Here is a 23,714-nt window from a genome sequence, read left to right as displayed (position 1 = left end):
GAGCCTCTTACCAGGTCACGGGGAGTTCCAGCATCCCCTGGATCGTGTCGCCGGGTTTGAACGGGATTTCCTCCGCAGGGACGGCAAGGCGCAGCGTCGGCAGGCGGTCGAAGAGGGTGCGCAGGGCGATCTCCATCTCGGCGCGGGCCAGGTTCTGGCCGAGGCATTGGTGGATGCCGAAGCCGAAGCCGACGTGGTGGCGGGCCGAGCGGTGCCAGTCGAGGGTGTCGGGGTCGGGGTAGACGGACTCGTCGCGGTTGATGACCGAGGTCGAGAAGACCACGCCCTCGCCCGCCCGGATCGTCCCGCCGTCCGTCTCGATGTCCTCGACGGCGACGCGCAGCATGCCGTCGGCGATCGACAGCATCCGCATCAGCTCCTCGACCGCGGCGGGCAGCAACGTCGGGTCGGCCCTCAACTCGGCCAGCCGGTCGGGGTGCTGGAGAAGGGTGAAGGTGCCGAGGGAGATCATGTTGGCGGTGGTCTCGTGGCCGGCGACCAGCAGGATGGTCGCGAGGGCGATGACCTCCTCCTGGTCCAGCTCGCCCACGCGCAGTTGCTGGTGGACGAGTTCGTCGAGGACGCCGTCGCCGGGCTCCGGCTGCTTCCGTTTCCGGTCGATCAGCTCCGCGAAGTACGCCTCCAGCCGGTCGCGGGCGGCCATCGTGTCGGCGGCGGTGGGGCCGCGCAGCAGGCGTCGCGACTGTTCCTCGAAGAAGTCGTGGTCGTCGTAGGGGACGCCCAGCAGGGCACAGATGACCATGGAGGGCACGGGCAGGGCGAAGGCGCTCACCAGCTCCGCGGGCGCACCCCGGGCGATCATCGCGTCCAGCCGTTCGTCCACGATCCGCTGGATCTCGGGGCGCAGCTCGGCGGCGCGCCGCAGCGTGAAGCTCGGGACCATCATCCGCCGCTGGACCCGGTGTTCGGGGTCGTCGACGCCCAGCAGCGCGCCCTTGCGGTTGCGGAGTCCCGCGAACCGTTCGGTGGGCGCGGGGAAGTCGGACCGGGTGCGGTCGGAGGACAGCCGAGGGTCGGCCAGCAGAGTGCGGGCGAGCGCGTGCCCGGTGACCAGCCAGACCGGACGGCCGTCGTAGAGGCTGATCCGGGCCAGGGGGCGGGTCTCGCGCAGGGGGTCGTATGCCGTGGGCGGGTGGTAGGGGCAGGTCCGGCTCTGGGGGAAGGTGACGGTGTGCGGTTCCGTCATGTCCGTCATGGAAGACCTCGCAGACGAAGAGTGCGTCGTGCCGATCTTCATTAGATGCCTCAGGCACCTAGCGGGCGACGCCAAGTTCGGCCAGATCAGCCGGCCGGGCAATCTGGCCGGGGATCGTCGCACAGAGCTTCGGTCACGGGGGCGTTCGCCCCCTCGCGCCCGCTCTCGCCGGGCCGACCGCCGGAAAATCATTTGTCGGCAGGTGACCGCCGACCACAGAATCCGGCCATGCCTACGACCCGTGCCTTCCTGCCGCTGACCGCCGCCGTCCGTCCGGTGGCGCTCCAGCAGCAGTCCGGCCGTCCATGGAGGCCGACGCTTCCCACGTCGTGACCGCCGCGCTCGTCGCGGGGCTGATCGCGGGCTACGGCATCGCCGTCCCGGTCGGCGCGGTCGCGACCTACCTCGTCTCCCTCACCGCCCGTACCTCGCTGCGGACCGGGGTCTGCGCCGCGCTGGGCGTCGCGACGGCCGACGGGCTCTACGCCCTCGGGGCCACCCTCGGCGGGTCCGCGCTGGCCGGCGCGTTGCGCCCGATGCAGGTCCCGCTGCGCTGGGCCTCCGCCCTGGTGCTGGCGGCCCTCGCGGTACGGGGCGCCGTCATCGCCGTACGCCACCACCGCGACCGACCCCTGGACGCCCGTTCCGCTCCCCCCTCTCCCCCGACCCCGGCGCGCGCCTATCTGGCGCTGCTCGGCATCACGTTGCTGAATCCGACCACCGTGGTCTACTTCGCGGCCCTCGTCCTCGGCACGCGCACGACGGACGCGGCGGCACCCCTTGAGCAGGGCGTCTTCGTCCTGGCCGCGTTCGTCGCGTCGGCGAGCTGGCAGGTGCTTCTCGCCGGGGGCGGGGCGCTGTTGGGGCGGATGCTGACGGGGCGTCGGGGGCGGTTGGTGACGGCGCTGGTGTCGAGCGGCGTGATCCTGGCGCTGGCCGTGGGGACGGTGGCGTAGTGCGGCAGGATGATTTCCGGCTGTGCCCTTGTTGAAGGGTGGAGCCAGCCGGCTTCAGGACACGACGACGGGACCGAACCATGCCTCTCGACGGTGAGTACGAGCCCAGCCCGACCAAGTGGGTCCGCGACCAGGTGGAGTTGTACGAAAGCTCCGGCGGCACCCGGGGGACGACCCTCCTGAACACGGGAAGGCCGGTGATCGTGCTCACGACCCGAGGTGTCAGGAGCGGCAGGATCCGTAAGACTCCGCTGATGCGCGTGGAGCACGAGGGGCGTTATGCGGTGGTGGCCTCGCTGGGCGGGGCGCCCAAGCACCCGGTCTGGTACCACAACCTCAAGGGCGATCCCCATGTGGAGCTCCAGGACGGACCGGTCAAGCGGGACATGAGGGCCCGCGAGATCACCGGTGCGGAGAAGGACGAGTGGTGGGAGCGGGCCGTGGCGGCGTATCCGCCGTACGCCGACTACCAGAAGAAGACGGACCGGGTGATCCCCGTCTTCGTGCTGGAGCCGTTCGACGAGGGCTGAGACGACGACTGGACGGACCTGAGGAAAACTTTTCTCCACACGGACGCATGAACCCCCCTTCGCCGGGCACACGTGCGTCAGGCCCCGCCGCGTTCCCCCGTCGCGGCGGGGCTTCCCTGTGCCTCGCGCGCGGAGCGTTCGGTCACGTCGAGGAAGATCTGGTCGGCCTCCGCCACGGTCTGGGAGATGGACCGCTTGATGCGGACGGCGACCTCCTCCACGTCCTCGCTGTCGAGGCCGGGCGCCAGATCGACCCGGGCCGCCACCAGGGCCGTTTCGAGGCCGGTCTTCATCGTGAACAGGGCTTCCACACTGTCGATCTCGGGTTGGGCCTGCAGCAGCGCGCGGATCCGGCCGGCCGCCTCGGGGTCGGCGGCCTCCCCGATCAGCTGGTCGCGGGCGTCGCGTCCCAGCCGGTAGGCGACGCAGACGAGGAGCGCGCCGATCGCGAGCGACGCCGAGGCCTCCCAGACGACCTGCCCGGTGACCATGTGCAGTGCCATGCCCGCGAGGGCGAGGGTCACACCGAGCACCGCCGTGGCGTCCTCGGCGACGACCGTGCGCAGGGCCGGATCGCGCAGCCCGTTCGCGACGCCGCCCTGCCGGCGTACCTGGTACAGCGCCCGCACCAGCGACAGCCCTTCGGCGACGAAGGCGACGCCGAGCACGATCATGCCCGCCACATAGCCGCCGAACTTCTCCTCGGAGCCCCCGCGCAGCGCCTCGACGCCCTGGAAGAAGGAGAAGCACCCGCCCATCACGAAGATCCCGACGGCCGCGAGCAACGACCAGAAGAAGCGTTCCTTGCCGTAGCCGAAGGGATGGCGGGCGTCGGCGGGGCGTCGGCTGCGGCGCAGTGCGGCCAGCAGGAAGATCTCGTTCATGCTGTCCGCCACGGAGTGCGCGGCCTCCGACAGCAGCGCCGGCGACTGGGCGAGGACTCCGCCGACGGCCTTGGCGACGGCGATGACGAGATTGGCCGCGAGAGCCACCAGGACGGTGATCCGGGTCCTGCGGTCCGCCTTCGGCGTGTTGGGCGTACTGCTCATTTTCCACCGACTGCCCCGGTCGATCCGGCTCACACCGTGCCGTCGGCGGAAATCGGGGGACTCGGTGGGATCAGGGACCCCCGCACGGGACGGGGACGTACGGCAGAGAGGAGCCGGGTCATGAGCGGCGGGGGCAACACCGCCTACGGGAGGAAGTCGTTCCAGCGGTCGAAGGCCCACTTCACGGACCGGATCACGGCGGACGGCCGGGAGGGCTGGCCGGTGGAGGCCGGCCGCTACCGTCTGGTGGCCAGCCGTGCCTGTCCGTGGGCGAGCCGGGCGGTGGTGTCCCGGCGGCTGCTCGGCCTGGAGGACGCCCTGTCCCTCGCGATCCCCGATCCGCTCCAGGACGACCGCAGCTGGCGCTTCACCCTGGACCCCGACGACCGCGACCCGGTGCTGGGCATCCGCTTCCTCAGTGAGGCCTACGACCGGCGGGAGACGGACTACCCGGGCGGCGTCAGCGTGCCCGCGATCGTGGACGTGCCCAGCGGCAGGCTCGTCACCAACGACTACCAGCGGATCACGCTCGACCTCGCCACCGAGTGGACGGCCCTGCACCGCGCGGGGGCGCCCGATCTCTACCCCGAACCGCTGCGGGACGAGATCGACGCCGTGATGGCGGAGGTCTTCGAGGACGTCAACAACGGTGTGTACCGGGCGGGGTTCGCCACCGGCCAGCAGGAGTACGAAGAGGCGTGCGCGCGACTGTTCCGGCGGCTGGAGCTGCTGGGTGAGCGACTGGCCGGGCGGCGCTATCTGGTCGGCGACACGATCACCGAGGCGGACATCCGGCTGTTCACCACTCTGGTCCGATTCGACGCCGTCTATCACGGTCATTTCAAGTGCAATCGCTGGAAGTTGACGGAGCATCAGGTCCTGTGGGCGTACGCCCGCGACCTCTACCAGACGCCCGGATTCGGTGACACCGTCGACTTCGACCACATCAAGCGGCACTACTACCAGGTGCACAGCGGCATCAATCCGACCGGCATCGTGCCCCTGGGGCCGGACCTGTCGGGCTGGCTGACCCCGCACCACCGGCAGGAGCTGGGCGGCAGGCCGTTCGGCGACGGGACCCCGCCCGGACCGCCCGCGCAGGACGAGCGGGTCCCGGCGCACGGACGACCCTGACCTACGAAGGAGGCACAGGCACATGGCCAAGAAGCAGAAGAAGGCGAAGCTCCCCCTCGCCTACAAGCCGCTGGGATTCGCTCTCGGCTGGACGAGCGGCGCGCTGGCCGGGCTCGCCTTCCGCAAGACGTGGATGGCGATACGGCACGAGGAGGACGCCCCCGACGCGCTGGACCGGGAGCGTGGCTGGGGCGAGATCCTGCTGGCGGCCGCGGTCCAGGGCGCCCTGTTCGCGATGGCGCGCAGCCTGGCCGACCGCACGGGCGCCAAGGCGATCGAGCGGTCGACGGGCGTGTGGCCGGTCAGCGAGAAGGGCGGCCGGGACTGAGCGGCCGCCCCGGCCAAGGTGCCGGCACCGAGGCGGTTCAGCCCTGCTTCGGTGCCGTGGGGGCCGTGCGGCGCAGGGTGAAGGAGTGGCCGGCCGGGTCGGAGTAGCCGCGTGCCTCGTAGGGGCCGGCCGTGTCCTTCGCCTCCAGCGGCCGGCCGCCGAGCCCGACGATCCTGCGCTCCGCCTCGTCCAGGTCGTCCACCACGAAGTCCAGGTGGGCCTGGAGGGAGTTCTCGGGGCGCGGCCAGCTCGGCGGCGTCGCGTTGATGTCGCGGCGGAACGCGAGCCGGGTGCCGTCGGCGCCCCTGATCTCCACACGGTTGGCGGTCGCCTCCGTCTGTTCGCCGTCGAGCAGTTCCTTGTAGAACACGGCGAGCTTCTCGGGCTCGGCACAGTCGAGCACCACGAAACCCGCTGTCACCAGTGGCATGACTCCTCCGAAGGGTCCGGGGCGCGGGACGGAGCGTCCCGCGCCCTGCCCCCGACGGGTGTCCAGGTCAAGCGGTTTCAGTCCGCCACCAGCCACTTCCCGTCCCGCATCAGCTCCCGCCCCGCCAGCTCGTCGGCCTCGCGCCAGGCCTGTACCCGGGTCGGCAGGACACGGAAGTACAGGTAGGGCGTGCTGAGTCGACGCGGGTCGAAGCCGGTCCTCGCGGCGAAGCGGTCGCCCTCCTCCTCGGACAGCTCGGCCGGCGCGATCGTCTCGACCGTGCCCTCGATCATGACGACGTCGCGGGTCGGACCGATACCGAGACGTGTCCTGCCGGTCGCCTGAAGGTTGCGGCCCGTGGGGCTGGTGGCGGGTGTCGCCAGCAGCAGGGTCGAGCCGTCCCAGAGGAAGGAGAGCGGCACGAGGAACGGCACTCCTCCGCCTGCGTCGGCGGTGGCGACCCATACGTCCTCGTCGTGTTCCAGACGGTGCAGGGTGTCCTTCTTGCGCTGCTCGGCGGGGCGTGCGGGCGACGGGGCCATCGGCGAACTCTCTCCTCACGGAACGTCTTTGACGGACGGGTCCAGTGTGGCCGTCCGGAGTCCGGACCCGGAGCGGATTTCCGCCAGTCGGCCCGCCGCCGCGCCCAGGAGCAGTTCCAGTGCCGCCGGATAGGAGCTGCGCGCCATGTCGGCCACGAGGTGGCGGGCGGTGGCGGCGATGTGCGGGTGGGTGTCGGCTGGCAGACGTGCGTACGTCGCCCGCCAGACGGCCGTCTCCGCCTCCCGCGCGGCCTTCGGCATGGCCGCGCTCGCCGAGTCGAGGGCGCCGTGGGCGAGGGCCTGGTCGACGAACGCGTGGTAGATCCGCACCGCATCGGCGTCCGGGAAGCCGGCGCCGCGCAGCACGCCGAGGATGGTCTCCACGGCCTGGATCTCGTACGTCCGCCCGGTGACCCGGTACGAGCTGAGCACGGCGGCGCGGGGGTGCGCGAGGGCCCCGGCGTGCATCCGCAGGCCGAGGTCGCGCAGGTCGGCGCGCCAGTCGCCGGTGGGGCGCCAGGTGCACAGCGTACGGCCGATGAGTTCGTCGGCGATGGCGAGCATCAGGTCGTCGGTGTGCCGGAAGTAGCGGTAGAGCGAGCTGGGGTCGGCGCCGAGGGCCCGGCCCAGGCGCCGGACCGAGAGGGCGTCGGCGCCGTGTTCCTCGATGAGGCGCAGGGCCGTGTCGACGATGAGCGCCTCGGACAGGACGACGCCCTGCTTGGTGGGGCGCCTGCGCTGCCGGGCGGCGGGCGGGACGACGCGCTCGCTCATGGACTGCCTCCCCTGGACGGTCTCCCTCGGGCCGGGTGCCCCGCACCTTATGACAACACCGTTGACCTGTTAACCCCCCGGACAGTTTCATGTCCGCTCATCGGGGCCGTCCAGGCCCCCGGTGCGAGCGGAGACCGGCCATGCCCGACGAGCAGTCCTACAGCGTCGACCCTCCAGCGCGGCCCGAGCTGCGCAAGTCCCTGGGTGTCCTGGACGGGGTCGCCATCGCCGCGTCCAGCACGGCCGCGACCACCAGCATCGGCATCGGGCTCGGCGTCACGGCCGGCGTGGTCGGCCTGCATCTGCCGGCGATCATGCTGCTGGCGTTCCTGCCGGTCCTGGGTATCGCGGGGGCCTACTCGCGGCTCAACAAGGTCGAGCCGAACGCGGGCAACGGCTATGTGTGGGTGGGCCGTTCGCTCACGCCCTGGCTGGGTTTCATGGTCGGCTGGGTGAACATCGTGGCCGTGGTGGCGTTCCTCGCGTACACCACGGCGGTGACCGGCTCCGCCCTGCTCCAGCTCGCCGGGGACGCGGGGCTGCACCGCATCGGCGGTCTCGTGCTGGACCCGGGTTCGACCGCGCAGACGACCGCGCTCGGCATCCTCGTCCTGGTGGCGGTCACGCTGACCGCCGTCACCGGCATCCGCACCGCCGCCCGCCTCCAATTCGGGCTGCTGGTCTTCGAGTACGTCGTCCTGCTGGGCTTTTGCGGCTACGGCATCGTCACCGGCCCGCACGACTTCAGTCTGAGCTGGTTCGACCCGTTCGCGATCCCGTCGCCGACGGCTCTCGCGCAGGGCATGCTGCTGTCGGTGTTCTGCTACTGGGGCTTCGAATCGGCGTTCAGCGTCAACGAGGAGGTCCGTGACCCGCGTGACGCGTCGCGGGCCGGGATCACCACCCTGTTCACCATGCTGGGGCTGTTCCTGCTCGGCTCGGTCGCCTTCCAACGGGTGCTGTCCGAGGAGGAGTTGGCGGGTCACGGCGCGGAGGGGCTGGCCTTCTTCGGCGAGCGGCTGGCGTCCCAGCCGTGGGCGGCGCTGCCCCTGATCGCCCTGATGTTCTCGGCGGTCGCCTCGCTCCAGGCCGGGGTGATCCCGACGGCCCGGGCGATGTTCGCGATGAGCCGGGACCGTACGCTCGGGCCGGTGTGGTCCAAGGTCAGCCCCCGGTACGGCACTCCGGCCGCCGGCACGGTGCTGATCGGCGCGCTGGCGGCCGGTGTCGCGGGCCTGGCGCTGGTCATTCCCCGGCTCGCCGACATGATCATGGCGACGGTGAGCGCGGTGGGCATCGTGGTCGCCCTGTCGTACGCGCTCACGGCGCTCGCGGCCGCCGTCCGGTTCCGGGCGCTGCTGCGCGAGGACTGGCGGCAGGGGGTGCGCGCGGTCGTCCTGCCCACGTTGAGCGCGGCCGTGCTCCTCGGCCTCGGCGGCTACCTGGGCTGGTCCTTCTACACCTCCGCCGACCACTTCGAAGTCAGCGCGGACAACGGCTGGTTCCTGCTGGTCACCCCGCTGGCGATGATCGCTTCCGGCTTCGTGGCCGCCGCGTGGGCCAGGTGGGTGCGCAGATCCCCGTACTTCCGCACCGGCAAGGGCACCGACGCCGAGGCGCCGCAGCTTCTCGCCACCTCCCGATAACCGACCAGGAAACGGATCATGCACGCAGATCTCCTCTTCACCGGCGGCCCCGTCCTCACCCCCGAGGGCCGCACCGCGACCGCCGTGGCCGTCACCGGCGACCGCGTCACAGCCGTAGGACGCCAGGAGGTGCACGATCTCGCCGGACCGCGGACCGAGGTGGTGGACCTCGCCGGGCGGCTGCTGCTTCCGGGATTCCAGGACGCGCACGTGCATCCGGTGCCGGCCGGGCTGGAACTCTCCCAGTGCGACCTGACCGGGGCGAGGACGGCCGACGAGACCCTCGCCGCGGTGCGCGCGTACGCCGCCGCGCACCCGGAGCGGGAGTGGATCGCGGGCGGCGGCTGGTCGATGGAAGCCTTCGCGGGCGGCACTCCGACGAAGGAGCTGCTGGACGCGGTGGTGCCCGACCGGCCGGTGTATCTGCCCAACCGCGACCATCACGGGGCCTGGGTCAACAGCCGTGCCCTCGCGCTCGCCGGTCTCACGCGGGACACGCCCGACCCGGCCGACGGGCGGATCGACCGGGACGCCTCGGGTGAGCCGAGCGGGACCTTGCAGGAGGGGGCGATGCAGCTCGTGGGGCGGCTCACCCCGTCGGCCACCCCGGCCGACCGGCTGGCGGCGCTGCTGCACGCCCAACGTCATCTGCACGCGCTCGGCATCACGGCCTGGCAGGACGCGTTGGTCGGGGACTTCCTCGGCATGGACGACCCGGCGGACGCGTATCTGGCGGCCGCGCGGGACGGCTCGCTCACCGCCCGCGTCGTCGGCGCGCTCTGGTGGGACCGCGAGCGGGGCGCCGAGCAGATTCCCGAACTGGTCGAGCGGCGGGCCGCGTTGAGCCAGGGGCGGTTCAGCGCGGGCAGCGTCAAACTGATGCTGGACGGCGTCGCCGAGACCGGAACGGCCGCGCTGGTCGACCCCTACCTCGACAAGTGCGGCTGCGCCACCGCCAACCGGGGCACCAGCTTCATCGACGCCGGGCAACTACCGAAGTACGTCACCGAGTTGGACGCCCTAGGCTTCCAGTGTCACTTCCACGCCCTCGGCGACCGGGCCGTACGCGACGCGCTGGACGCGATCGAGGCGGCGCGCGCGGCGAACGGGCCGAGCGACACGCGACCCCACCTGGCCCATCTCCAGGTCGTGCAGCCCGCCGACGTGCCGCGGTTCGCCCGGCTCGGGGCCACCGCGAACATCCAGCCGCTGTGGGCCGCGCACGAACCGCAGATGGACGAGCTGACGATTCCCTTCCTGGGGCCCGAACGGGCCGCCTGGCAGTACCCGTTCGGCACGCTGCTGCGCTCCGGCGCCCGGCTCGCGGCGGGCAGCGACTGGCCGGTGAGCAGCCCCGATCCACTCCACGGGATCCATGTGGCGGTCAACCGCGTGACCCCGGACGCCGGCGGCACGCCGGTGTTCCTGCCGGGCGAACGCATCGGGCTCGCCGAGGCGTTGACCGCGTACACGGCGGGCTCGGCGTATGTGAACCACCTCGACGACACGGGCGAGGTGCGGGCCGGCGCGCTCGCGGATCTCGTGGTCCTGGACCGCGATCCGTTCGCCGGGCCGCCCGAGGCGATCGCTCAGACGCGGGTCGCGATGACCTATGTGGGAGGTGAGCGGGTGTACGCGGCTGGGGAGGCGTGAGCGGTGGCCCCTCGTGCTCGGCGCGGCTGACGGTCGGCCGTCGTCTGGAACGTGCGGCGGTACGCCTGCGGTGACACGCCGATCGCGGCGTGCAGATGCTGGCGCAGGGAGGCGGCCGTGGCGAAGCCGACCTGGCCGGCGATCCGGTCGACCGGGAGGTCGCTGGACTCCAGCAGGTGCCGGGCGCGGGCGACGCGCTGCTGGATCAGCCAGCGGCCGGGGCTGAGGCCGACCTCGTCGTGGAAGCGGCGGGCGAAGGTGCGCAGGCTCATCCGGGCGTGGGCGGCGAGGTCGGTCAGGGTGAGGGGTTCGCCGAGGTTCTCCAGGGCCCAGGCGCGGGTCGCTGCGGTGTCGGCGGCGCCGCTCTCCGGGACGGGCTGCTCGATGTACTGGGCCTGGCCGCCGTCCCGGAACGGCGGCACGACGCAGCGCCGGGCGACCGCGTTGGCCAGTTCGTGGCCGTGGTCGACGCGGACGATGTGCAGACAGACGTCGACGCCGGAGGCCGCGCCGGCCGAGGTGAGGATGCTGCCGTCGTGGACGAAGAGGACGTCGGGGTCCAGCTCGACGCGCGGGTGGAGGCGTCGGAACGCCTCGGTCGACTGCCAGTGCGTGGTGGCCCTGCGTCCGTCCAGCAGGCCTGCCGCGGCGAGGACGAAGGCGGCGGTGCAGATCGACACGATGCGGGCGTCGGGGCGGATCAGGGCGAGGGCGGCGGAGACCTCGGCGGTCAGCTGCGTGGGGATGTACGAAGGCGCCATGGAGGCGACCACCACGGTGTCGGCCGTGGCGAGGATCTCCGGGCCGTACTGGACGCCGATCGTGAAGTCCGCGTTGCTGCGCACCGGCTGTCCGTCGACGCTGCAGGTCAGCACCTCGTACCGGCCGTCGGCCGCGCCGAAGATCCGGCTGGGGATGCCGAGCTCGAAGGGGTAGACGCCGTCCAGGGCCAGCACCACGACCCGCTCGGCCCGTTCCACCTGTCGTTCACCATGCATGGCACGATCTTATCGAAGGTTGGCAATCGTGCCATTTCCCGGAGCGGGCGGCCCCCGGCAGGCTGGTTCACCATGAGCACTGTGAACACGATGCGAGCCATCAGCCAGGACGTCCTCGGCGGTCCCGAGGTTCTGAAGGAAGTGGAGCTGGAGCGCCCGACGCCGCGCCCGAACGAGGTACTGGTGCGGGTCCGCGCCGCCGGCGTCAACCCGACCGACTGGAAGCACCGCGCGAACGGCGGATTCCTCGGCGAGCCGCCCTTCGTCCTGGGCTGGGACGTCTCCGGCGTGGTCGAGGCGGTCGGCATCGGCGTCGCCCGCTTCCGGCCCGGCGACGAGGTCTTCGGCATGCTGTCCTACCCGTTCGGCCACGGCTCGCACGCCGAGTACGTCACCGCGCCGGCCCGCGCCTTCGCGCCCAAGCCGGCCTCGATCGACCACACGCAGGCGGGCGCGCTGCCGCTGGTCTCGCTGACCGCGTGGCAGGCCCTCGTCGAGTACGCCGATGTGCGGCCGGGACAGCGGGTGCTGGTCCATGCGGCGGCCGGCGGGGTCGGGCACGTGGCCGTGCAGATCGCCAAGGCGCGGGGCGCGTATGTGATCGGCACGGCGAGCGCGGGCAAGCACGAGTTCCTGCGGGGCCTCGGCGCGGACGAGCTGATCGACTACCGGGAGACGGACTTCGCCGAGGCGGTGAAGGACGTGGACGTGGTGCTGGACACCCTGGGCGGTGAGACCTCGGTGCGCTCGCTGAAGGTGCTGCGCCCGGGCGGCGTCGTCGTCTCGATCCTGCCGGTCGGGTCCGCCGAGTTCCACGAGGAGGCCGAGCGGCTCGGCGTGCGGGCCGTGCGGATGCTCGTGGACGCCGATCGCGCCGACCTGCGGGCGATCACGGACCTGGTCGAGAAGGGACAGCTGCGCGTCGAGATCGCCGGCACCTTCCCGCTGGCCGATGCCGCCGAGGCACACGCGCTCGGCGACACCGGCCGGACCACGGGGAAGCTGGTCCTCACGGTCGACTGAGTCAGCCTGGCGGTCGACTGACTCAGAAGGTGAGCACGGGCTTGATCGCCTTGCCCGCGCCCATGTCCCGCACCGCCTGGTCGATCTCCGCGAAGGGGTAGGTGCTGATCAGGCGGTGCAGCGGGAGCCGCCCTTCCTTCACCAGACGCACCAGGGCGGGGATGAAGGTCTGCGTCTCGGCGTCACCGAGGGTGAGGCCGACGACCTGCTTGCCGCCGAGCAGGCCGTTGACGTCCAGGGCGACCTCGGTGCCGAACGGCGGGGCGCCGACGACGACCAGGGTGCCCCGGGCGGCGAGCGCGTCGACGCCCTTGCGCAGGACGCCGACGTTGCCCGTGGTCTCGACGACGCCGTCGGCGCCCTGACCGCCGGTGATGCCGGCGAGCGCCTCGCCGAGGTCGGCCTCGGCCGCGTCGACGGTGTGGGTGGCGCCCAACTCCTTCGCCAGCTCCAGTCGTTCGCCGACGCGGTCGACGGCGACGATGTTCGTGGCGGGGGTCAGCGCGGCTGCCATGACGGCGGACAGGCCGACCGCTCCGGCGCCGAGGACGACGACCGTGCTGCCGGTGACCGGCTTCAGCACGTTCCAGACTGCGCCGACTCCGGTCTGCACACCGCAGCCCAGCGGGGCGATCGAGGTGAGCGGCACCTCCGGGTCGACCTTGACCAGGCTGCGCTCGTCCACCAGCGCCCGCTCGGCGAAGGAGGACTGTCCGAAGAAGTGGCCGCCGAGCTCCTCGCCGTCCCGGCTGAGCGTGCCGGTGCCGTCGGCCCGGCGGCCGCCGATGAGGTTCAGCGGCAGCCAGGTCGCGCAGTACGCCGGGTGCCCGCCGCGGCAGTTGCGGCAGTCCCCGCAGGAGGTGAAGGACAGTACGACATGGTCGCCGGGCGCGACGCCGGTCACGGCGGGGCCGACGGCCTCGACGACACCCGCGCCCTCGTGACCGAGGACGCCTGGCAGCGGGAAGGGCAGTCCGCCGCTCGCCACGCCGAGGTCGGTGTGGCACAGGCCGGTCGCCACCATGCGGACGACGGCCTCGTGCGGTCCGGGCTCGGCGAGCTCGACGTCGCAGAGGGTGAAGGGTGCTCCGCCGGACTCGACGACGGCGGCGCGGGTGGGGATGGACATCGCAGGAACTCCTAGGCAGGGGCGCTCAGTCGAGCGAGACGACGACGGACTTGGTCGTGGTGTAGGCGTCGAGCGCCTCGGGCCCGTACTCGCGGCCGAAACCGGAGTCCTTGACGCCGCCGAAGGGGACCGCGGGGTCGAGCATCGCCCAGTCGTTGACCCAGACGATCCCGGCCTGAAGGCGGTCGGCGACCCGGTGGGCGCGGGCCAGGTTGCCGGTCTGGATGCCCGCGGCCAGGCCGTACGGCGTGGAGTTGGCGAGCTCGACCGCCTCGTCCTCGGAGTCGAAGGGCTGGACGCTGAGGACCGGGCCGAAGATCTCCTCCTGGATCACCCTGGAGTCGTTCGGCAGGTCGGCGATCACGGTGGGCTTGTAGTAGAAGCCGCCGTCCAGGTCCAGACGCTCACCGCCGCAGACGATGCGGCCCCCGTCCTTGCGGGCGAGTTCGACGTACTCCTCGACCTTGCGCAGATGCCGCTCCCCCGCCATCGGGCCGATCACGGTCTCGGGCCCCCGCGGGTCGCCGAGCGGTACGCCGGGCACGGCGTCGGCGAGGATGCCGAGCAGCGTGCTGTAGACCTGCCGGGCCACCAGGAGCCGCGGTCCGCCCATGCAGAACTGCCCGGTGTTGAAGACGAAGCCCTTGATGACCGCGCCGACGGCCTTCTCCAGATCGGCGTCCTCGAAGACGACGTGGGCCGCGTTGCCGCCGAGCTCCATGGTGACCGGCTTGAGCGACTCACCGGCGATGGCCGCGACCTTCCTGCCGACCCCGGTCGAGCCGGTGAAGGCGACCTTGTCGACACCGGGGTTGCGCAGCAGCGCCTCGCCGGCCGCGGGGCCGCCGGTGACGACGTTCACCACCCCGTCGGGGACACCGGCCCGCTTGAAGAGGTCGGCCATGTACAGCGCGCTGAGCGGGGTCTCCTCGGCCGGCTTGTGCACCACCGTGTTGCCCGCCGCGAGCGCCGGGGCGATCTTGGAGCCGGCCAGGATCAGCGGGAAGTTGTACGGGGTGATCGCCGCGACCACGCCGATCGGCCGGCGCCGGACGTAGGCGAGGGCGTTCATGGGCGTGTCCCGGACGGAGCCGTCGAGGGAGTGGGCGAGGGCGGCGAAGTGCTCGTAGTCGTTGGCGGCGTTGGTGACGTCGACGGCGTGCGCGAGCGTGATCGGCTTGCCGACGTCGCGGCTCTCCAGCTCGGCGATCGTGTCCGCGTTCTCCCGGATCAGCTCGGCGACCCGGTGCAGCACCCGGCCCCGTTCGCGGCCGCTCAGCCCGGACCAGGCACCGTCGTCGAAGGCGTCCCGCGCGACGCGCACGGCCTCGTGCACATCGGCGACACCGGCGTCCGCGACCGTGGTGAGGACCGTGCCGTTGGACGGGTCGACCACCTCGGTGCGCGCTCCGTCGGCGGCCTCGCGCCACCGGCCCCCGATGAACAGCCGACCGGGTTCGATCTCGAAGGTGGTCATCGCCACTCCCCAGCTCCATCGCCAAGATTTCAACCAACAGGATTCCTGTTGGTTCGCAGTCTCTTTACAGACAGGTTTCCTGTCAATGCTCTAGGCTGAACTCATGCTCGACGCCCAGGTGACCAAGGCAGCTCCGTCGCTTCTCTACATGGTGAAGCAGGTGGAGCTGGTCGTGCGCTCCCACCTCGACGAGCTGGTCAAGCCGTCCGGGATCACCGCCCTGCAGTACACGGCGCTCACCGTCCTGGAGCGGCACGACGGACTGTCGGCCGCACAGCTGGCCCGCGACTCCTTCGTCACGGCCCAGTCGATCGCCGATCTCGTACGGTCGCTGGAGAGCCGTGGGCTGGTCCGACGGGAGCGCAATCCCCGCAATCGCCGGGAGCTGCTGATCCTGCTGACCGACGCCGGCCGTGAGCTGCTGGCACGCCACGCGGGGCCGGTGCGGGAACTGGAGGAGCGGATGGTGCGGGACCTCACGACCCACCAGGCCGAGCAGTTCCGCCAGGCCCTCAGCAAGTCCTGGCACGCGTTGTCGTAGTCACGCCCCCGCACATCTCCCGTATTCCGCACGGCAGTTGGCGAACCGACTGTCGCAATTCGAAGACATATGTCAATCGAACATGCTCAAATTCGGTCGTTCGAGGGTAACTTGCAGTGCGGGGGCTGGATTTGAGCAGCCCACCGCAAGTGAGCAGGTTGGAGGCGATGTCGTCGTGCAGCAGGATCCTGCGCCGTTCAGTCGGCATCTGCGCGTCCACCGGCACCGCGGTCACACGGTGCTGGAGTTCCACGGCGAGATCGACATCGCGGCCGCGGTCGAGATCGCGCCATACCTGGACCGGGTGACGGCACATCCCGACGCCAGGATCGTGATCGACCTGCGGAGGATCGAGTTCTTCGACTGCTCCGGGCTGCGCCTGCTCTACCGGGCCCGCGGCCGGGCGCTCGACCACGGCGGGCAGCTGCACCTGGTCTGCACCCACCCGCTCACCCTGCGCGTCCTGAGGATCACCGGCCTGTCCCGGCTGCTGCCCCCGCATCCGACGCTGGACGCGGCCCTGAACCAGCCCGAGGCCACGTCCGGCACGTCATGAGGCGCCCGCTGCCGGACAGGGTGTACGCCCGCGCCTCGAACTCCGTGTGCGGGCTGACCCAGCCGGGCTTGATGACGGCCTGCCCGCGCTCGACGTCCCCCCTGTCTATTCGGTTCCCGGCGCGTCGAACAGGGCGCTTACGGACTCCCCGTTGTGAATCCGGCGCACGGCCTCGGCGAGCGCCGGGGCGATGGACAGGACGCGCAGCTTCTCGGTGCGCTCCTGCGCGGGGATCGGCACGGTGTTGGTGCACACGATCTCCAGTACGTCGGGCTGCTCGCCGATCCGCTTGAGCGCGCCGGCCGCGAACAGGCCGTGGGTACAGGCGACGCGGATCGAGCGCGGCCCCAACTCCCGCAGCCGGTCCAGGAGTTCGAGTACGGTGCTGCCCTTGGCGATCTCGTCGTCCAGGATGATCACGTCCCGGCCGGTGACCTCACCGATGACCGAGCTGATGCTGACCCGGTCGTCCGCGAACCGCTGCTTGGCGCCGGCGGCCACCTGGGCGCCGATCATCCGTGCGAACGCGGCGGCCTCCTTGGCGTTGCCGAGGTCCGGCGAGACGACCGTGGTACGGGAGAGGTCGTACTGCCGGAAGTGCGCGGCGAGTTCACGCAGCGCGTGCAGGTGGTCGACCGGCACCGTGAAGAAGCCGTGCACCTGGGGCGCGTGCAGGGTCATGGCGAGCACGCGGCTCGCGCCGGCCGCCACCATCAGGTCGGCGACGAGCCGGCCGCCGAGCGAGATGCGGGGCGCGTCCTTCTTGTCGGAGCGGGCGTAGGAGTAGTGCGGCATGACGACGGTGATCCGGCGCGCGGACGCCCCGCGTGCGGCGTCGCACATCAGCAGCAGCTCGACGAGGTGTTCCTGGACGGGCCGGACCAACGGCTGGATCAGATAGACGTCCCGTTCCCGGCAGTTGGCCTGAAGCTGGACCTCAAGGCAGTCGTTGGCGAACCGGCTGACCCTGGTGGGACTGAGCGGCGCCCCCAGTTGGGCGCAGACCTCCGCCGCAAGCTCCGGGTGGGCACTGCCGCTGAACACGGCGATCTCTCGCACGCTCGGCTCCTCGCATGATCGTTTCTGCTGCCGGGGTCATGCTACGGGGACCCGAAATTCGCTTGCCCTCCTCCTCCGGGGTCGCGCCATGATGACTCCGTCCGTGTTCCCTCACGTCAGGATCCCTCGCATGCGCCGACTCCTCGACAGCACCCAGCGCCCCTACCGGCCCACGGTCATCGAGGACTCGACCCCACATGCACATCCCGAACACACCGAACACCCCGACCATCCTGAACATCGGCATCCTGGCCCACGTCGACGCCGGTAAGACCAGCCTCACCGAGCGACTGCTCTTCGACCACGGCGCGATCCCCCGGCTCGGCAGCGTCGACGGCGGCGACACCCGCACGGACGACGGCGCCATCGAGCGGCAGCGCGGCATCACCATCCGCTCCGCCGTCGCCGCGTTCACCGTCGGTGACACCCACGTCAACCTGATCGACACCCCCGGGCACTCCGACTTCATCGCCGAGGTCGAGCGCGCCCTGGAGGTCCTCGACGGTGCGGTGCTGCTGCTGTCCGCCGTGGAGGGCGTGCAGGCGCAGACGCGGGTGCTGATGCGCACCTTGCGCCGGCTGCGCCTTCCCACGGTCGTGTTCGTCAACAAGATCGACCGGCCGGGCGCCCGCTCGGACGACCTGCTCGCCGACATCCGCCGCAGGCTGACGCCCACCGTCGCGCCGCTGAACTCGGTGACGGGACTCGGCACCGCGGACGCCCGAGTGCGACCGCACTCGCTGGAGGACCCCCGGGTCCGCGCCGGCCTTGCCGAGGCGCTCGCCGAGGTGGACGCAGACATCCTGGCAGCGGTCGTGGACGGCCCCGAACCGACCGCGGAAGAGCTGGAAAGGTCCCTCGCCGCCAGGACGGCCGACGGCTCCTTCCATCCGGTCTTCTTCGGCTCGGCGCTCGGCGGCCAGGGCGTCCCGGACCTCGTCGAGGGCCTCACCCGGCTCGTCCCTCCGGCCCCGGCGTCCGGGACCGGCGCACCGCGCGGCACGGTGTTCGCCGTACGCCCCGGCCCCGGCGGTGAACGGACGGCGTATCTGCGGCTGTACGACGGTGAGGTGGCGCGGCGCCGGCGGCTGACCTTCCTGCGCCGCGAGGCGGACGGCCGGACCACCGAGGTCACCGGCCGGGCCACGCACCTCGACGTGATCGGCGGCGCCGAGACCCGCACCGCGGGGAACATCGCCGCGCTGACCGGCTTCCCGGGCATCCGCGTCGGCGACCGGCTCGGCGAACTGGACGACCGGGCCGCGCAGTTCGCGCCGCCTACGCTTCAGACCCTGGTCCGGGCCCGCAACCCCGCCCAGGCGGCCCCGCTCCGCATGGCGCTGCTGACCCTGGCGGACCAGGACCCGCTGCTCCATGCCCGCCCCACACCCACCGGCGCCACCGCGCTGCTGCTGTACGGCGAGGTCCAGATGGAGGTGCTCGCGGCGACCCTCGCCCAGGACTTCGGTGTGGAGGCCGACTTCGAGCCGGGCCGGGTGCGCCTGCTGGAGCGGCCGCGGGGCGTCGGCGAGGCCTGCGCTCAGATGCCCTGGCACGACCACACCAGGTACTGGGCGACGATCGGGCTGCGGGTCGAACCGGGACCGCGTGGCTCGGGCGGGGTGTTCACCTACGAGACGGAACTCGGCGCACTGCCCCGCGCCTTCCACCAGGCCATCGAGGAGACGGTCCACACGACGATGGAGACGGGGCCGTCCGGCGTGCCGGTGACCGACTACCGGGTGACGCTGACCCGGTCCGGCTACAGCGCTCCGATCAGCACCGCCGCCGACTTCCGCGGGCTCACCCCGCTCGTGCTGCGCCGCGCGCTGGAGCGGGCGAGGACACGGCTGTACGAGCCCTACCACGCCTTCGAGACGGAGGTCCCGCTGGACGCCCTGTCGCCCGTGTCCGCCCAACTCGCGTCATGCGGAGCTGAGTTCACGGGCACGACGGGCGGGTCGACGTCCTGGCTGATCACCGGCGAGCTGCCGGCCCGTCGGGTCCGGGAGGTCGAGCTGCGGCTGCCGGGGCTCACGCACGGTGAAGGGGTGTGGTGGTCGCGGGTGTCCGGGGACCGGGAGCTGAAGCGGCACTGACACACGGCCAACGGACAGGTCCGGCAAGGGATTTGGGGGTACTTGGTTGAAGAGGGAAGGAGAAACGTCGCCATGACGACTCCCATCAAGCGCATCGACAAGCGCATGCCCGGCTGGGCGAAGGCGGTGAGCGCCCTGATCCTGGTGCTCGTCGTCTTCTTCGCCGGGATCCGGCTGAGCGTGATCCCCGGCCTGAAGGACCTGTTCGGCACCGAGACCAACGACCGTTCGGGTCCCGCGCTGCTCCAGTCCATCCAGGACATGAGCCGCTACGACGCCGCCTCCGGCAACTTCCAGATCGTCGTGGATCTGGAGAAGGACGCCAAGTTCCTGCCCGACGCGATCCGCGGCACCCGCACGCTGTACGTCGGCGCGGGCACCGTGGACGCCTACGTCGACCTCGGAAAGGTCGACGAGGACGACGTCACGGTCAACGACGACCGTACGTCCGCCACGCTCCGGCTGCCGCACGCCGCCCTCGGCAAGCCGGCCCTGGACCCCGACCGCTCCTACGCCGTCTCCAAGGAGCGCGGCCTCCTCGACCGCCTCGGCGATCTCTTCTCGGACAACCCGAACAGCGAACAGGCCGTGCAGAAGCTGGCGGTGAAGCACATCGGTGACGCGGCGAAGGAGAGCGGCCTGACCGCACGCGCCGAGACCAACACCACCGGCATGCTCGAAGGCCTGCTCCACTCCCTGGGCTTCAAGGAGGTGAAGGTGACGTACGGGACGTGAGCCCCGCGGTCCTGGCTAGGGCAGCAGTCCCGGCAGGGCCAGCGCGCCGAGCAGCGTGGCGCCCACCAGCACCCAGGCCACGTAGTCCCCGACGTGCCCGGACTGCAGGCGTCGCAGCGGGCGCGCGCCGTCCGGGGCGGCGAGGGGCGTCGGCCGGGTGACGGCGAGGGCCGCCAAACCGAGGGCCAGCACGGTGGACGCGAGGTCCAGCAGCACACCGGCCGGGCTCCAATGCGGTGCGGGGACCACCGCGCCGCCGGACCCGGCCTCGTTGACGGCGTGCGCCACGACCTCGCCGAAGCCGGGGGCCACACCGACGGCGAGCGAGCCGGCGAGGAGCACGGCGGGGACGGCGGTCATGGTGTCGGGGACGCGGCTGAGCCGGTGCCGGGTCTCGGGGCGCTCCCCGGCGCCGGTCGTCTCGTACTCGGCGTCGTCCTCGGGTGTCGGGCCGAGCCCCAGGAACACCCGCGCCGCCACCCGCAGTACGGCCCCGGCGGTGACCGCGCTCACGGCGACGTACAGCGCGACGACCGGGCCGCCGACGGCCTCCTCCGTGACGGCCTTGCCGAACGCCGTGCCGAAGGGCGGGAGCCCGGCCAGTGCCAGTCCGGCGGCGGCGAACAGCACGGCGACGCCCCGTAGTTCCCGTGCCCGTCCGTGCAGCGCGTGCTCGTCGACGGTGCCGTACCGGTCGAGGAGGATGCCCGTGCAGGCGAACAGGGCGGCCTTCACACCGGCGTGTCCGAGGACGTACAGCGCGACGGCGTCGTCGGCCTCGGGCGTGAGGGCGCCGATGCCGATCAGGAACAGCCCGGTGTGCGCGACCGTCGAGTACGCCAGCAGTCGTTTGACGTGCCGCTGGTACCAGCACATGACCGCGCCGAGCACCGCCGTCACCGAGCCCAGCACGAGGAGCACGCGTTCCAGGTCGGCGGCCGGGATGCCGCCGGGTCCCGCGAAGACGGTGCCGTACACCCGCCAGACGCCGTACACGCCGAGTTCGACCATGACTCCCGACAGCAGCATGCACACGGGCGTGGGCGCGACGGCGTGGGCGTCCGGGAGCCAGAGGTGGAAGGGGACGGCGGCGGCCTTGACCAGCAGTCCGGTCAGGACGAGGACGAAGGCGGCGAGGACCAGGGCGTCCGGCGGCCCGTGCGCGTCGAGGCCGCGGCCGATCTGCGTCATGGCGAGCTCGCCGGTGCGGGCGTAGAGCAGCCCGATGCCCATCAGCATGGCGTACGCGCCGAGCGAGGTGACGACGCCGAAGGTGAGCGCGCCCTGGACGGCCTTGGCCTCCTCGACGCGGGTGCCGGTCAGCGCGTAGGCGACGACGCTCATCAGCTCGAACCACACGAACGCGTTGAACAGGTCGCCCGCGATCGAGAACCCGCACATCCCGGCCTGGAAGAGCAGCATCAGCGCGGGGAAGGAGCCGGCGTGGCGGCGTGGGGGTTCCTCGAAGTAGTGCCAGGAGTACGCCAGCGCCGCGAGGGTCAGCAGGCAGGCCAGGGCCGCCATGCCGAGCCCCGCGCCGTCGCCGACCAGGACGATGCCCACGCTGCGGCCGTCGACAGGTGTCCAGCCGCCGACCCATTCGGTCATCGGCGGCGAGGAGTTCAGCAACAGCACGATCGCCAGCCCGGCCGTGCCCGCCGAGACGGCACAGCCCACGGACTCGGCGAGGACACGGGGCACCCGGCGTCCGCCCGCGACGAGGAAGGCGGCCCCGAGGAGCGGTACGGCGACGAGCAGCGGCAGCAGGTCGTTCATCAGCCGCGCAGCTCGGAGAGTTCGTCGGGGTCGACGGTGCCGTGCCGCTTGGCGACCTGGATGACGAGGGCGAGCAGGAGCGCGGTGACGGTGGCGCCGACGACGACGTCGGTCAGGGCGAGGGCCTGCACGACCGGGTCGACGACGGGGCGTGAGCCGGGCTCGATGTCGGAGAAGACGGGGGCGGTGGCGTCGTCGCGGTAGCCGACGGCCAGCAGCAGGACGTAGGTGCCGGACTGGCACACGGACAGACATCCGACGGCGTGGATCAGATTGCGGCTGGTGGCCAGGCCGTAGCAGCCGGCCAGGAAGATCCACACGGCGACGAGGTAGGGCAGGACGTCCGTCACGGGGCTCTCACTTCCCGCTCTCCTCCTCGATCTCGACGGCCTGGTCCAGGAAGCGGGCGAGCAGCACGACGACCGCGCAGGCGACCTCCATGCCGATGGCCGCGTTCAGCAGCGGCACGGTGCCGCCGGAGGACAGGGTGTTGAAGGTGCCGTACGGCAGCAGGGTGTTGGCGAGGAACGCGGTGCCGCCGACGAGGCCCGCGAGGCCGGTGACGACGTACGCCGAGGCCGACACGGCGTCGCCCACCTCGTACAGGCCGACCGGGCGGACGCGTTCCAGGGCGCGGTAGTCGGCGCCGAGGTAGAGCAGGTGCAGGGAGGTCGCGGCGACGACACCGCCCTGGAAGCCGCCGCCGGGGCTGAGCTGGCCGTGCGCGATGACGTACAGGCCGGTGACCAGGGCGATCGGCAGGACGATCAGGGCGTATCGGCGCACCGGCGGGGCCACGTCGGCGGGCTCGGGGCGGGCGCGGTGTTCGTCGCGGGTCCGGCGCAGCAGGACGACACAGCCGACGACGGCGGCGAACAGGATGGTCATCTCGCCGAGGGTGTCGAAGGCGCGCTGGTCGAAGTTGACGGAGGCGATGGTGTTGGCGGTGTGCCGGGCGAGTGATTCGCGTACCGCGCGGTCGCCGTACGGGTGGTTGTCGCCGCCGAAGTCGGGCAGCCGCAGACAGGCGGCGACGAGGAGCACGGCGAGGCCGCCGCCACCGAAGGCGACGAGCCCGAGCCGGGTACGCGGGTTCATCGCTCACGCCCCTTGCGCCGCTTGACCTTGCGGACCGCGAGGAGCAGCAACAGGGGGGTGAGGGCACCGCCGACGGCCAGTTGCGACAGGGCGACGTCCGGTGCCTGTACGGCGGTGAACAGCACGGCGAGTACGACGCCGAGGACGGCCAGGACGAGGGCCTGGCGCACGGGGTCGCGGACCAGTACGGCCACGGTCGCGGAGCCGGCGACCAGCAGCAGCGCGACGACGACGACCGCGTCAGCCACCGCGCACCCCCGCGATTCCGCCGGACAGCGCACGCGAGGCGACGACGTTCCCGCCGATCAGCAGCGCGCCGACGAGGAGGAGTTTGGCCATGGCCCGGCTCGGTCCGACCGCCGCGCACAGCGCCGCGACCACGCCCGCGCCGAGCCCGGCGGCGGCCCAGGTCACGCCCCAGGCGCGGGGCGGGTCGCCGGCGAGTTCGTCGGTGAGCAGACGGGCGAAGACGAGGGTGCCGACGGGGCCGAGCAGGGCGAGGACCAGGGCGAGATCGACGTATGCGGGGCGGTCGTAGCCCTGGGCGAGGAGGAGCAGTGCGGGGCAGGCCAGCGCGGTGGACAGGTTCTGTGCCACCACCCGGCGCCGGAGCGGTCCGGTGGCGACGCCCCAGAGGGTGGCGCCCACTCCCCCGCCGAGCACGGCGATGGCCGCGAGGAGCCAGCCGTTCATCGTCCGGCCACCGCCCGGCGGGCGGCGACTGCGGCGAGCGCGGCCACGGCGGCGACGCCCACGCCGACGGCGAGTTCCAGGGTGTCCACGACGCTGATGAGGATCAGCCACAGCACGGCGAGCGCGGCCCACCAGGCCAGGAACTCGGCCGTGGCGACGAGCGTCGTACGCCGGTCCATGCTGGGTCACCTCCGCGGGCCAGATGTCCGTTACTTCCGTTCCGCGTCATCCAAACACCGCCGCGGGTGACAGAGGCGGCGGCGCGCGCGGGT

Annotated in this window: 26 protein-coding genes; 11 read left to right on the top strand and 15 right to left on the bottom strand. The window is 72.0% G+C overall.

Annotated elements, in window-relative coordinates; all coding sequences use genetic code 11:
- Positions 1 to 7: 7 nt before the first annotated feature.
- On the bottom strand, positions 8 to 1,216 hold the full coding sequence (locus tag ACZ4UU_RS27590) for a cytochrome P450 (RefSeq protein WP_471906051.1): 1,209 nt from the start codon (positions 1,214 to 1,216) through the stop codon (positions 8 to 10).
- 329 nt (positions 1,217 to 1,545) lie between these two features.
- Here ACZ4UU_RS27590 and ACZ4UU_RS27585 point away from each other — a divergent pair, with 329 nt between their 5' ends.
- Together ACZ4UU_RS27585 and ACZ4UU_RS27580 are read left to right on the top strand one after the other, a co-directional pair.
- A complete protein-coding gene (locus ACZ4UU_RS27585; protein ID WP_471906050.1) occupies positions 1,546 to 2,172 on the top strand; it encodes a LysE family transporter in 627 nt (208 codons plus the stop codon).
- A gap of 80 nt (positions 2,173 to 2,252) precedes the next feature.
- A complete protein-coding gene (locus ACZ4UU_RS27580; RefSeq protein WP_471906049.1) occupies positions 2,253 to 2,702 on the top strand; it encodes a nitroreductase family deazaflavin-dependent oxidoreductase in 450 nt (149 codons plus the stop codon).
- 77 nt (positions 2,703 to 2,779) lie between these two features.
- On the opposite strand, the gene ACZ4UU_RS27575 is transcribed toward ACZ4UU_RS27580, so the two are convergent.
- Positions 2,780 to 3,751, bottom strand: a complete 972-nt coding sequence (locus ACZ4UU_RS27575; RefSeq protein ID WP_471906048.1) for a cation diffusion facilitator family transporter — start codon at positions 3,749 to 3,751, stop codon at positions 2,780 to 2,782.
- Between the two features lie 120 nt (positions 3,752 to 3,871).
- On the opposite strand from ACZ4UU_RS27575, the gene ACZ4UU_RS27570 reads away from it, so the two are divergent.
- Both ACZ4UU_RS27570 and ACZ4UU_RS27565 read left to right on the top strand, forming a co-directional pair.
- On the top strand, positions 3,872 to 4,885 hold the full coding sequence (locus ACZ4UU_RS27570; protein WP_471906047.1) for a glutathione S-transferase family protein: 1,014 nt from the start codon (positions 3,872 to 3,874) through the stop codon (positions 4,883 to 4,885).
- A gap of 22 nt (positions 4,886 to 4,907) precedes the next feature.
- Complete coding sequence (locus ACZ4UU_RS27565; RefSeq protein ID WP_471906046.1) at positions 4,908 to 5,213, top strand: DUF4235 domain-containing protein; 306 nt, start codon at positions 4,908 to 4,910, stop codon at positions 5,211 to 5,213.
- A 37-nt stretch (positions 5,214 to 5,250) separates the two neighbouring features.
- On the opposite strand, the gene ACZ4UU_RS27560 is transcribed toward ACZ4UU_RS27565, so the two are convergent.
- The 3 genes from ACZ4UU_RS27560 to ACZ4UU_RS27550 form a co-directional block, all read right to left on the bottom strand.
- Entirely contained in the window at positions 5,251 to 5,643 is a 393-nt protein-coding gene (locus tag ACZ4UU_RS27560; RefSeq protein ID WP_471906045.1) for a VOC family protein, read from the bottom strand.
- 77 nt (positions 5,644 to 5,720) lie between these two features.
- A complete protein-coding gene (locus ACZ4UU_RS27555) occupies positions 5,721 to 6,185 on the bottom strand; it encodes a pyridoxamine 5'-phosphate oxidase family protein (protein WP_471906044.1) in 465 nt (154 codons plus the stop codon).
- A gap of 15 nt (positions 6,186 to 6,200) precedes the next feature.
- Positions 6,201 to 6,959 (bottom strand): TetR/AcrR family transcriptional regulator, encoded by a 759-nt coding sequence (locus ACZ4UU_RS27550; protein WP_471906043.1) that lies wholly within the window; start codon positions 6,957 to 6,959, stop codon positions 6,201 to 6,203.
- 140 nt (positions 6,960 to 7,099) lie between these two features.
- On the opposite strand from ACZ4UU_RS27550, the gene ACZ4UU_RS27545 reads away from it, so the two are divergent.
- Both ACZ4UU_RS27545 and ACZ4UU_RS27540 read left to right on the top strand, forming a co-directional pair.
- The gene (locus ACZ4UU_RS27545; protein WP_471906042.1) at positions 7,100 to 8,605 is read left to right on the top strand and encodes an APC family permease; all 1,506 of its coding nucleotides are present in this window, start codon (positions 7,100 to 7,102) and stop codon (positions 8,603 to 8,605) included.
- An 18-nt stretch (positions 8,606 to 8,623) separates the two neighbouring features.
- Positions 8,624 to 10,258 (top strand): amidohydrolase, encoded by a 1,635-nt coding sequence (locus ACZ4UU_RS27540; RefSeq protein ID WP_471906041.1) that lies wholly within the window; start codon positions 8,624 to 8,626, stop codon positions 10,256 to 10,258.
- On the opposite strand, the gene ACZ4UU_RS27535 is transcribed toward ACZ4UU_RS27540, so the two are convergent.
- Positions 10,216 to 11,256, bottom strand: a complete 1,041-nt coding sequence (locus ACZ4UU_RS27535; RefSeq protein ID WP_471906040.1) for a GlxA family transcriptional regulator — start codon at positions 11,254 to 11,256, stop codon at positions 10,216 to 10,218. The two genes, ACZ4UU_RS27540 and ACZ4UU_RS27535, sit on opposite strands and share 43 nt — an antisense overlap.
- A gap of 72 nt (positions 11,257 to 11,328) precedes the next feature.
- Here ACZ4UU_RS27535 and ACZ4UU_RS27530 point away from each other — a divergent pair, with 72 nt between their 5' ends.
- Positions 11,329 to 12,279, top strand: a complete 951-nt coding sequence (locus tag ACZ4UU_RS27530) for an NADP-dependent oxidoreductase (protein ID WP_471906039.1) — start codon at positions 11,329 to 11,331, stop codon at positions 12,277 to 12,279.
- A 22-nt stretch (positions 12,280 to 12,301) separates the two neighbouring features.
- On the opposite strand, the gene ACZ4UU_RS27525 is transcribed toward ACZ4UU_RS27530, so the two are convergent.
- Positions 12,302 to 13,408, bottom strand: a complete 1,107-nt coding sequence (locus ACZ4UU_RS27525; protein ID WP_471906038.1) for an NAD(P)-dependent alcohol dehydrogenase — start codon at positions 13,406 to 13,408, stop codon at positions 12,302 to 12,304.
- 25 nt (positions 13,409 to 13,433) lie between these two features.
- A complete protein-coding gene (locus tag ACZ4UU_RS27520) occupies positions 13,434 to 14,885 on the bottom strand; it encodes an aldehyde dehydrogenase family protein (protein ID WP_471906037.1) in 1,452 nt (483 codons plus the stop codon).
- 103 nt (positions 14,886 to 14,988) lie between these two features.
- Here ACZ4UU_RS27520 and ACZ4UU_RS27515 point away from each other — a divergent pair, with 103 nt between their 5' ends.
- Both ACZ4UU_RS27515 and ACZ4UU_RS27510 read left to right on the top strand, forming a co-directional pair.
- Positions 14,989 to 15,426 carry a MarR family winged helix-turn-helix transcriptional regulator gene (locus ACZ4UU_RS27515; protein WP_471906036.1) on the top strand — a complete coding sequence of 146 codons (438 nt, stop codon included), beginning with the start codon at positions 14,989 to 14,991 and terminating at the stop codon, positions 15,424 to 15,426.
- A gap of 175 nt (positions 15,427 to 15,601) precedes the next feature.
- Positions 15,602 to 15,982: an anti-sigma factor antagonist gene (locus ACZ4UU_RS27510; protein ID WP_471906035.1), complete on the top strand. Its 381-nt coding sequence runs from the start codon at positions 15,602 to 15,604 to the stop codon at positions 15,980 to 15,982.
- Positions 15,983 to 16,087: 105 nt separating this feature from the next.
- Here ACZ4UU_RS27510 and ACZ4UU_RS27505 read toward each other — a convergent pair whose 3' ends face one another.
- On the bottom strand, positions 16,088 to 17,041 hold the full coding sequence (locus ACZ4UU_RS27505; RefSeq protein WP_471906034.1) for a ribose-phosphate diphosphokinase: 954 nt from the start codon (positions 17,039 to 17,041) through the stop codon (positions 16,088 to 16,090).
- A gap of 197 nt (positions 17,042 to 17,238) precedes the next feature.
- On the opposite strand from ACZ4UU_RS27505, the gene otr(A) reads away from it, so the two are divergent.
- Together otr(A) and ACZ4UU_RS27495 are read left to right on the top strand one after the other, a co-directional pair.
- The gene (gene otr(A), locus ACZ4UU_RS27500) at positions 17,239 to 19,140 is read left to right on the top strand and encodes a tetracycline resistance ribosomal protection protein Otr(A) (RefSeq protein WP_471906033.1); all 1,902 of its coding nucleotides are present in this window, start codon (positions 17,239 to 17,241) and stop codon (positions 19,138 to 19,140) included.
- A 72-nt stretch (positions 19,141 to 19,212) separates the two neighbouring features.
- Entirely contained in the window at positions 19,213 to 19,875 is a 663-nt protein-coding gene (locus tag ACZ4UU_RS27495; protein WP_471906032.1) for a DUF4230 domain-containing protein, read from the top strand.
- A gap of 15 nt (positions 19,876 to 19,890) precedes the next feature.
- On the opposite strand, the gene ACZ4UU_RS27490 is transcribed toward ACZ4UU_RS27495, so the two are convergent.
- From ACZ4UU_RS27490 to ACZ4UU_RS27465, 6 genes are read right to left on the bottom strand one after another with little or no spacing between them, the layout of a single operon-like run.
- Entirely contained in the window at positions 19,891 to 21,651 is a 1,761-nt protein-coding gene (locus ACZ4UU_RS27490; RefSeq protein WP_471906031.1) for a complex I subunit 5 family protein, read from the bottom strand.
- The gene (locus ACZ4UU_RS27485; protein ID WP_471906030.1) at positions 21,651 to 22,001 is read right to left on the bottom strand and encodes a sodium:proton antiporter; all 351 of its coding nucleotides are present in this window, start codon (positions 21,999 to 22,001) and stop codon (positions 21,651 to 21,653) included. Before ACZ4UU_RS27485 ends, ACZ4UU_RS27490 begins: the two co-directional genes overlap by 1 nt.
- Positions 22,002 to 22,008: 7 nt before the next feature.
- The gene (locus tag ACZ4UU_RS27480) at positions 22,009 to 22,749 is read right to left on the bottom strand and encodes an MnhB domain-containing protein (protein ID WP_471906029.1); all 741 of its coding nucleotides are present in this window, start codon (positions 22,747 to 22,749) and stop codon (positions 22,009 to 22,011) included.
- On the bottom strand, positions 22,746 to 22,997 hold the full coding sequence (locus ACZ4UU_RS27475; RefSeq protein WP_062715839.1) for a hydrogenase subunit MbhD domain-containing protein: 252 nt from the start codon (positions 22,995 to 22,997) through the stop codon (positions 22,746 to 22,748). Before ACZ4UU_RS27475 ends, ACZ4UU_RS27480 begins: the two co-directional genes overlap by 4 nt.
- A complete protein-coding gene (locus ACZ4UU_RS27470) occupies positions 22,990 to 23,442 on the bottom strand; it encodes a monovalent cation/H+ antiporter complex subunit F (protein ID WP_471906028.1) in 453 nt (150 codons plus the stop codon). Before ACZ4UU_RS27470 ends, ACZ4UU_RS27475 begins: the two co-directional genes overlap by 8 nt.
- Positions 23,439 to 23,621: a hypothetical protein gene (locus ACZ4UU_RS27465; protein ID WP_471906027.1), complete on the bottom strand. Its 183-nt coding sequence runs from the start codon at positions 23,619 to 23,621 to the stop codon at positions 23,439 to 23,441. Before ACZ4UU_RS27465 ends, ACZ4UU_RS27470 begins: the two co-directional genes overlap by 4 nt.
- Positions 23,622 to 23,714 lie beyond the last annotated feature (93 nt).

The organism is Streptomyces sp. NPDC028907 (genome assembly GCF_055564995.1).
The sequence above is the reverse complement of the archived record's forward strand: the minus strand, read 5'-3'. Positions and strand labels throughout refer to the sequence as shown.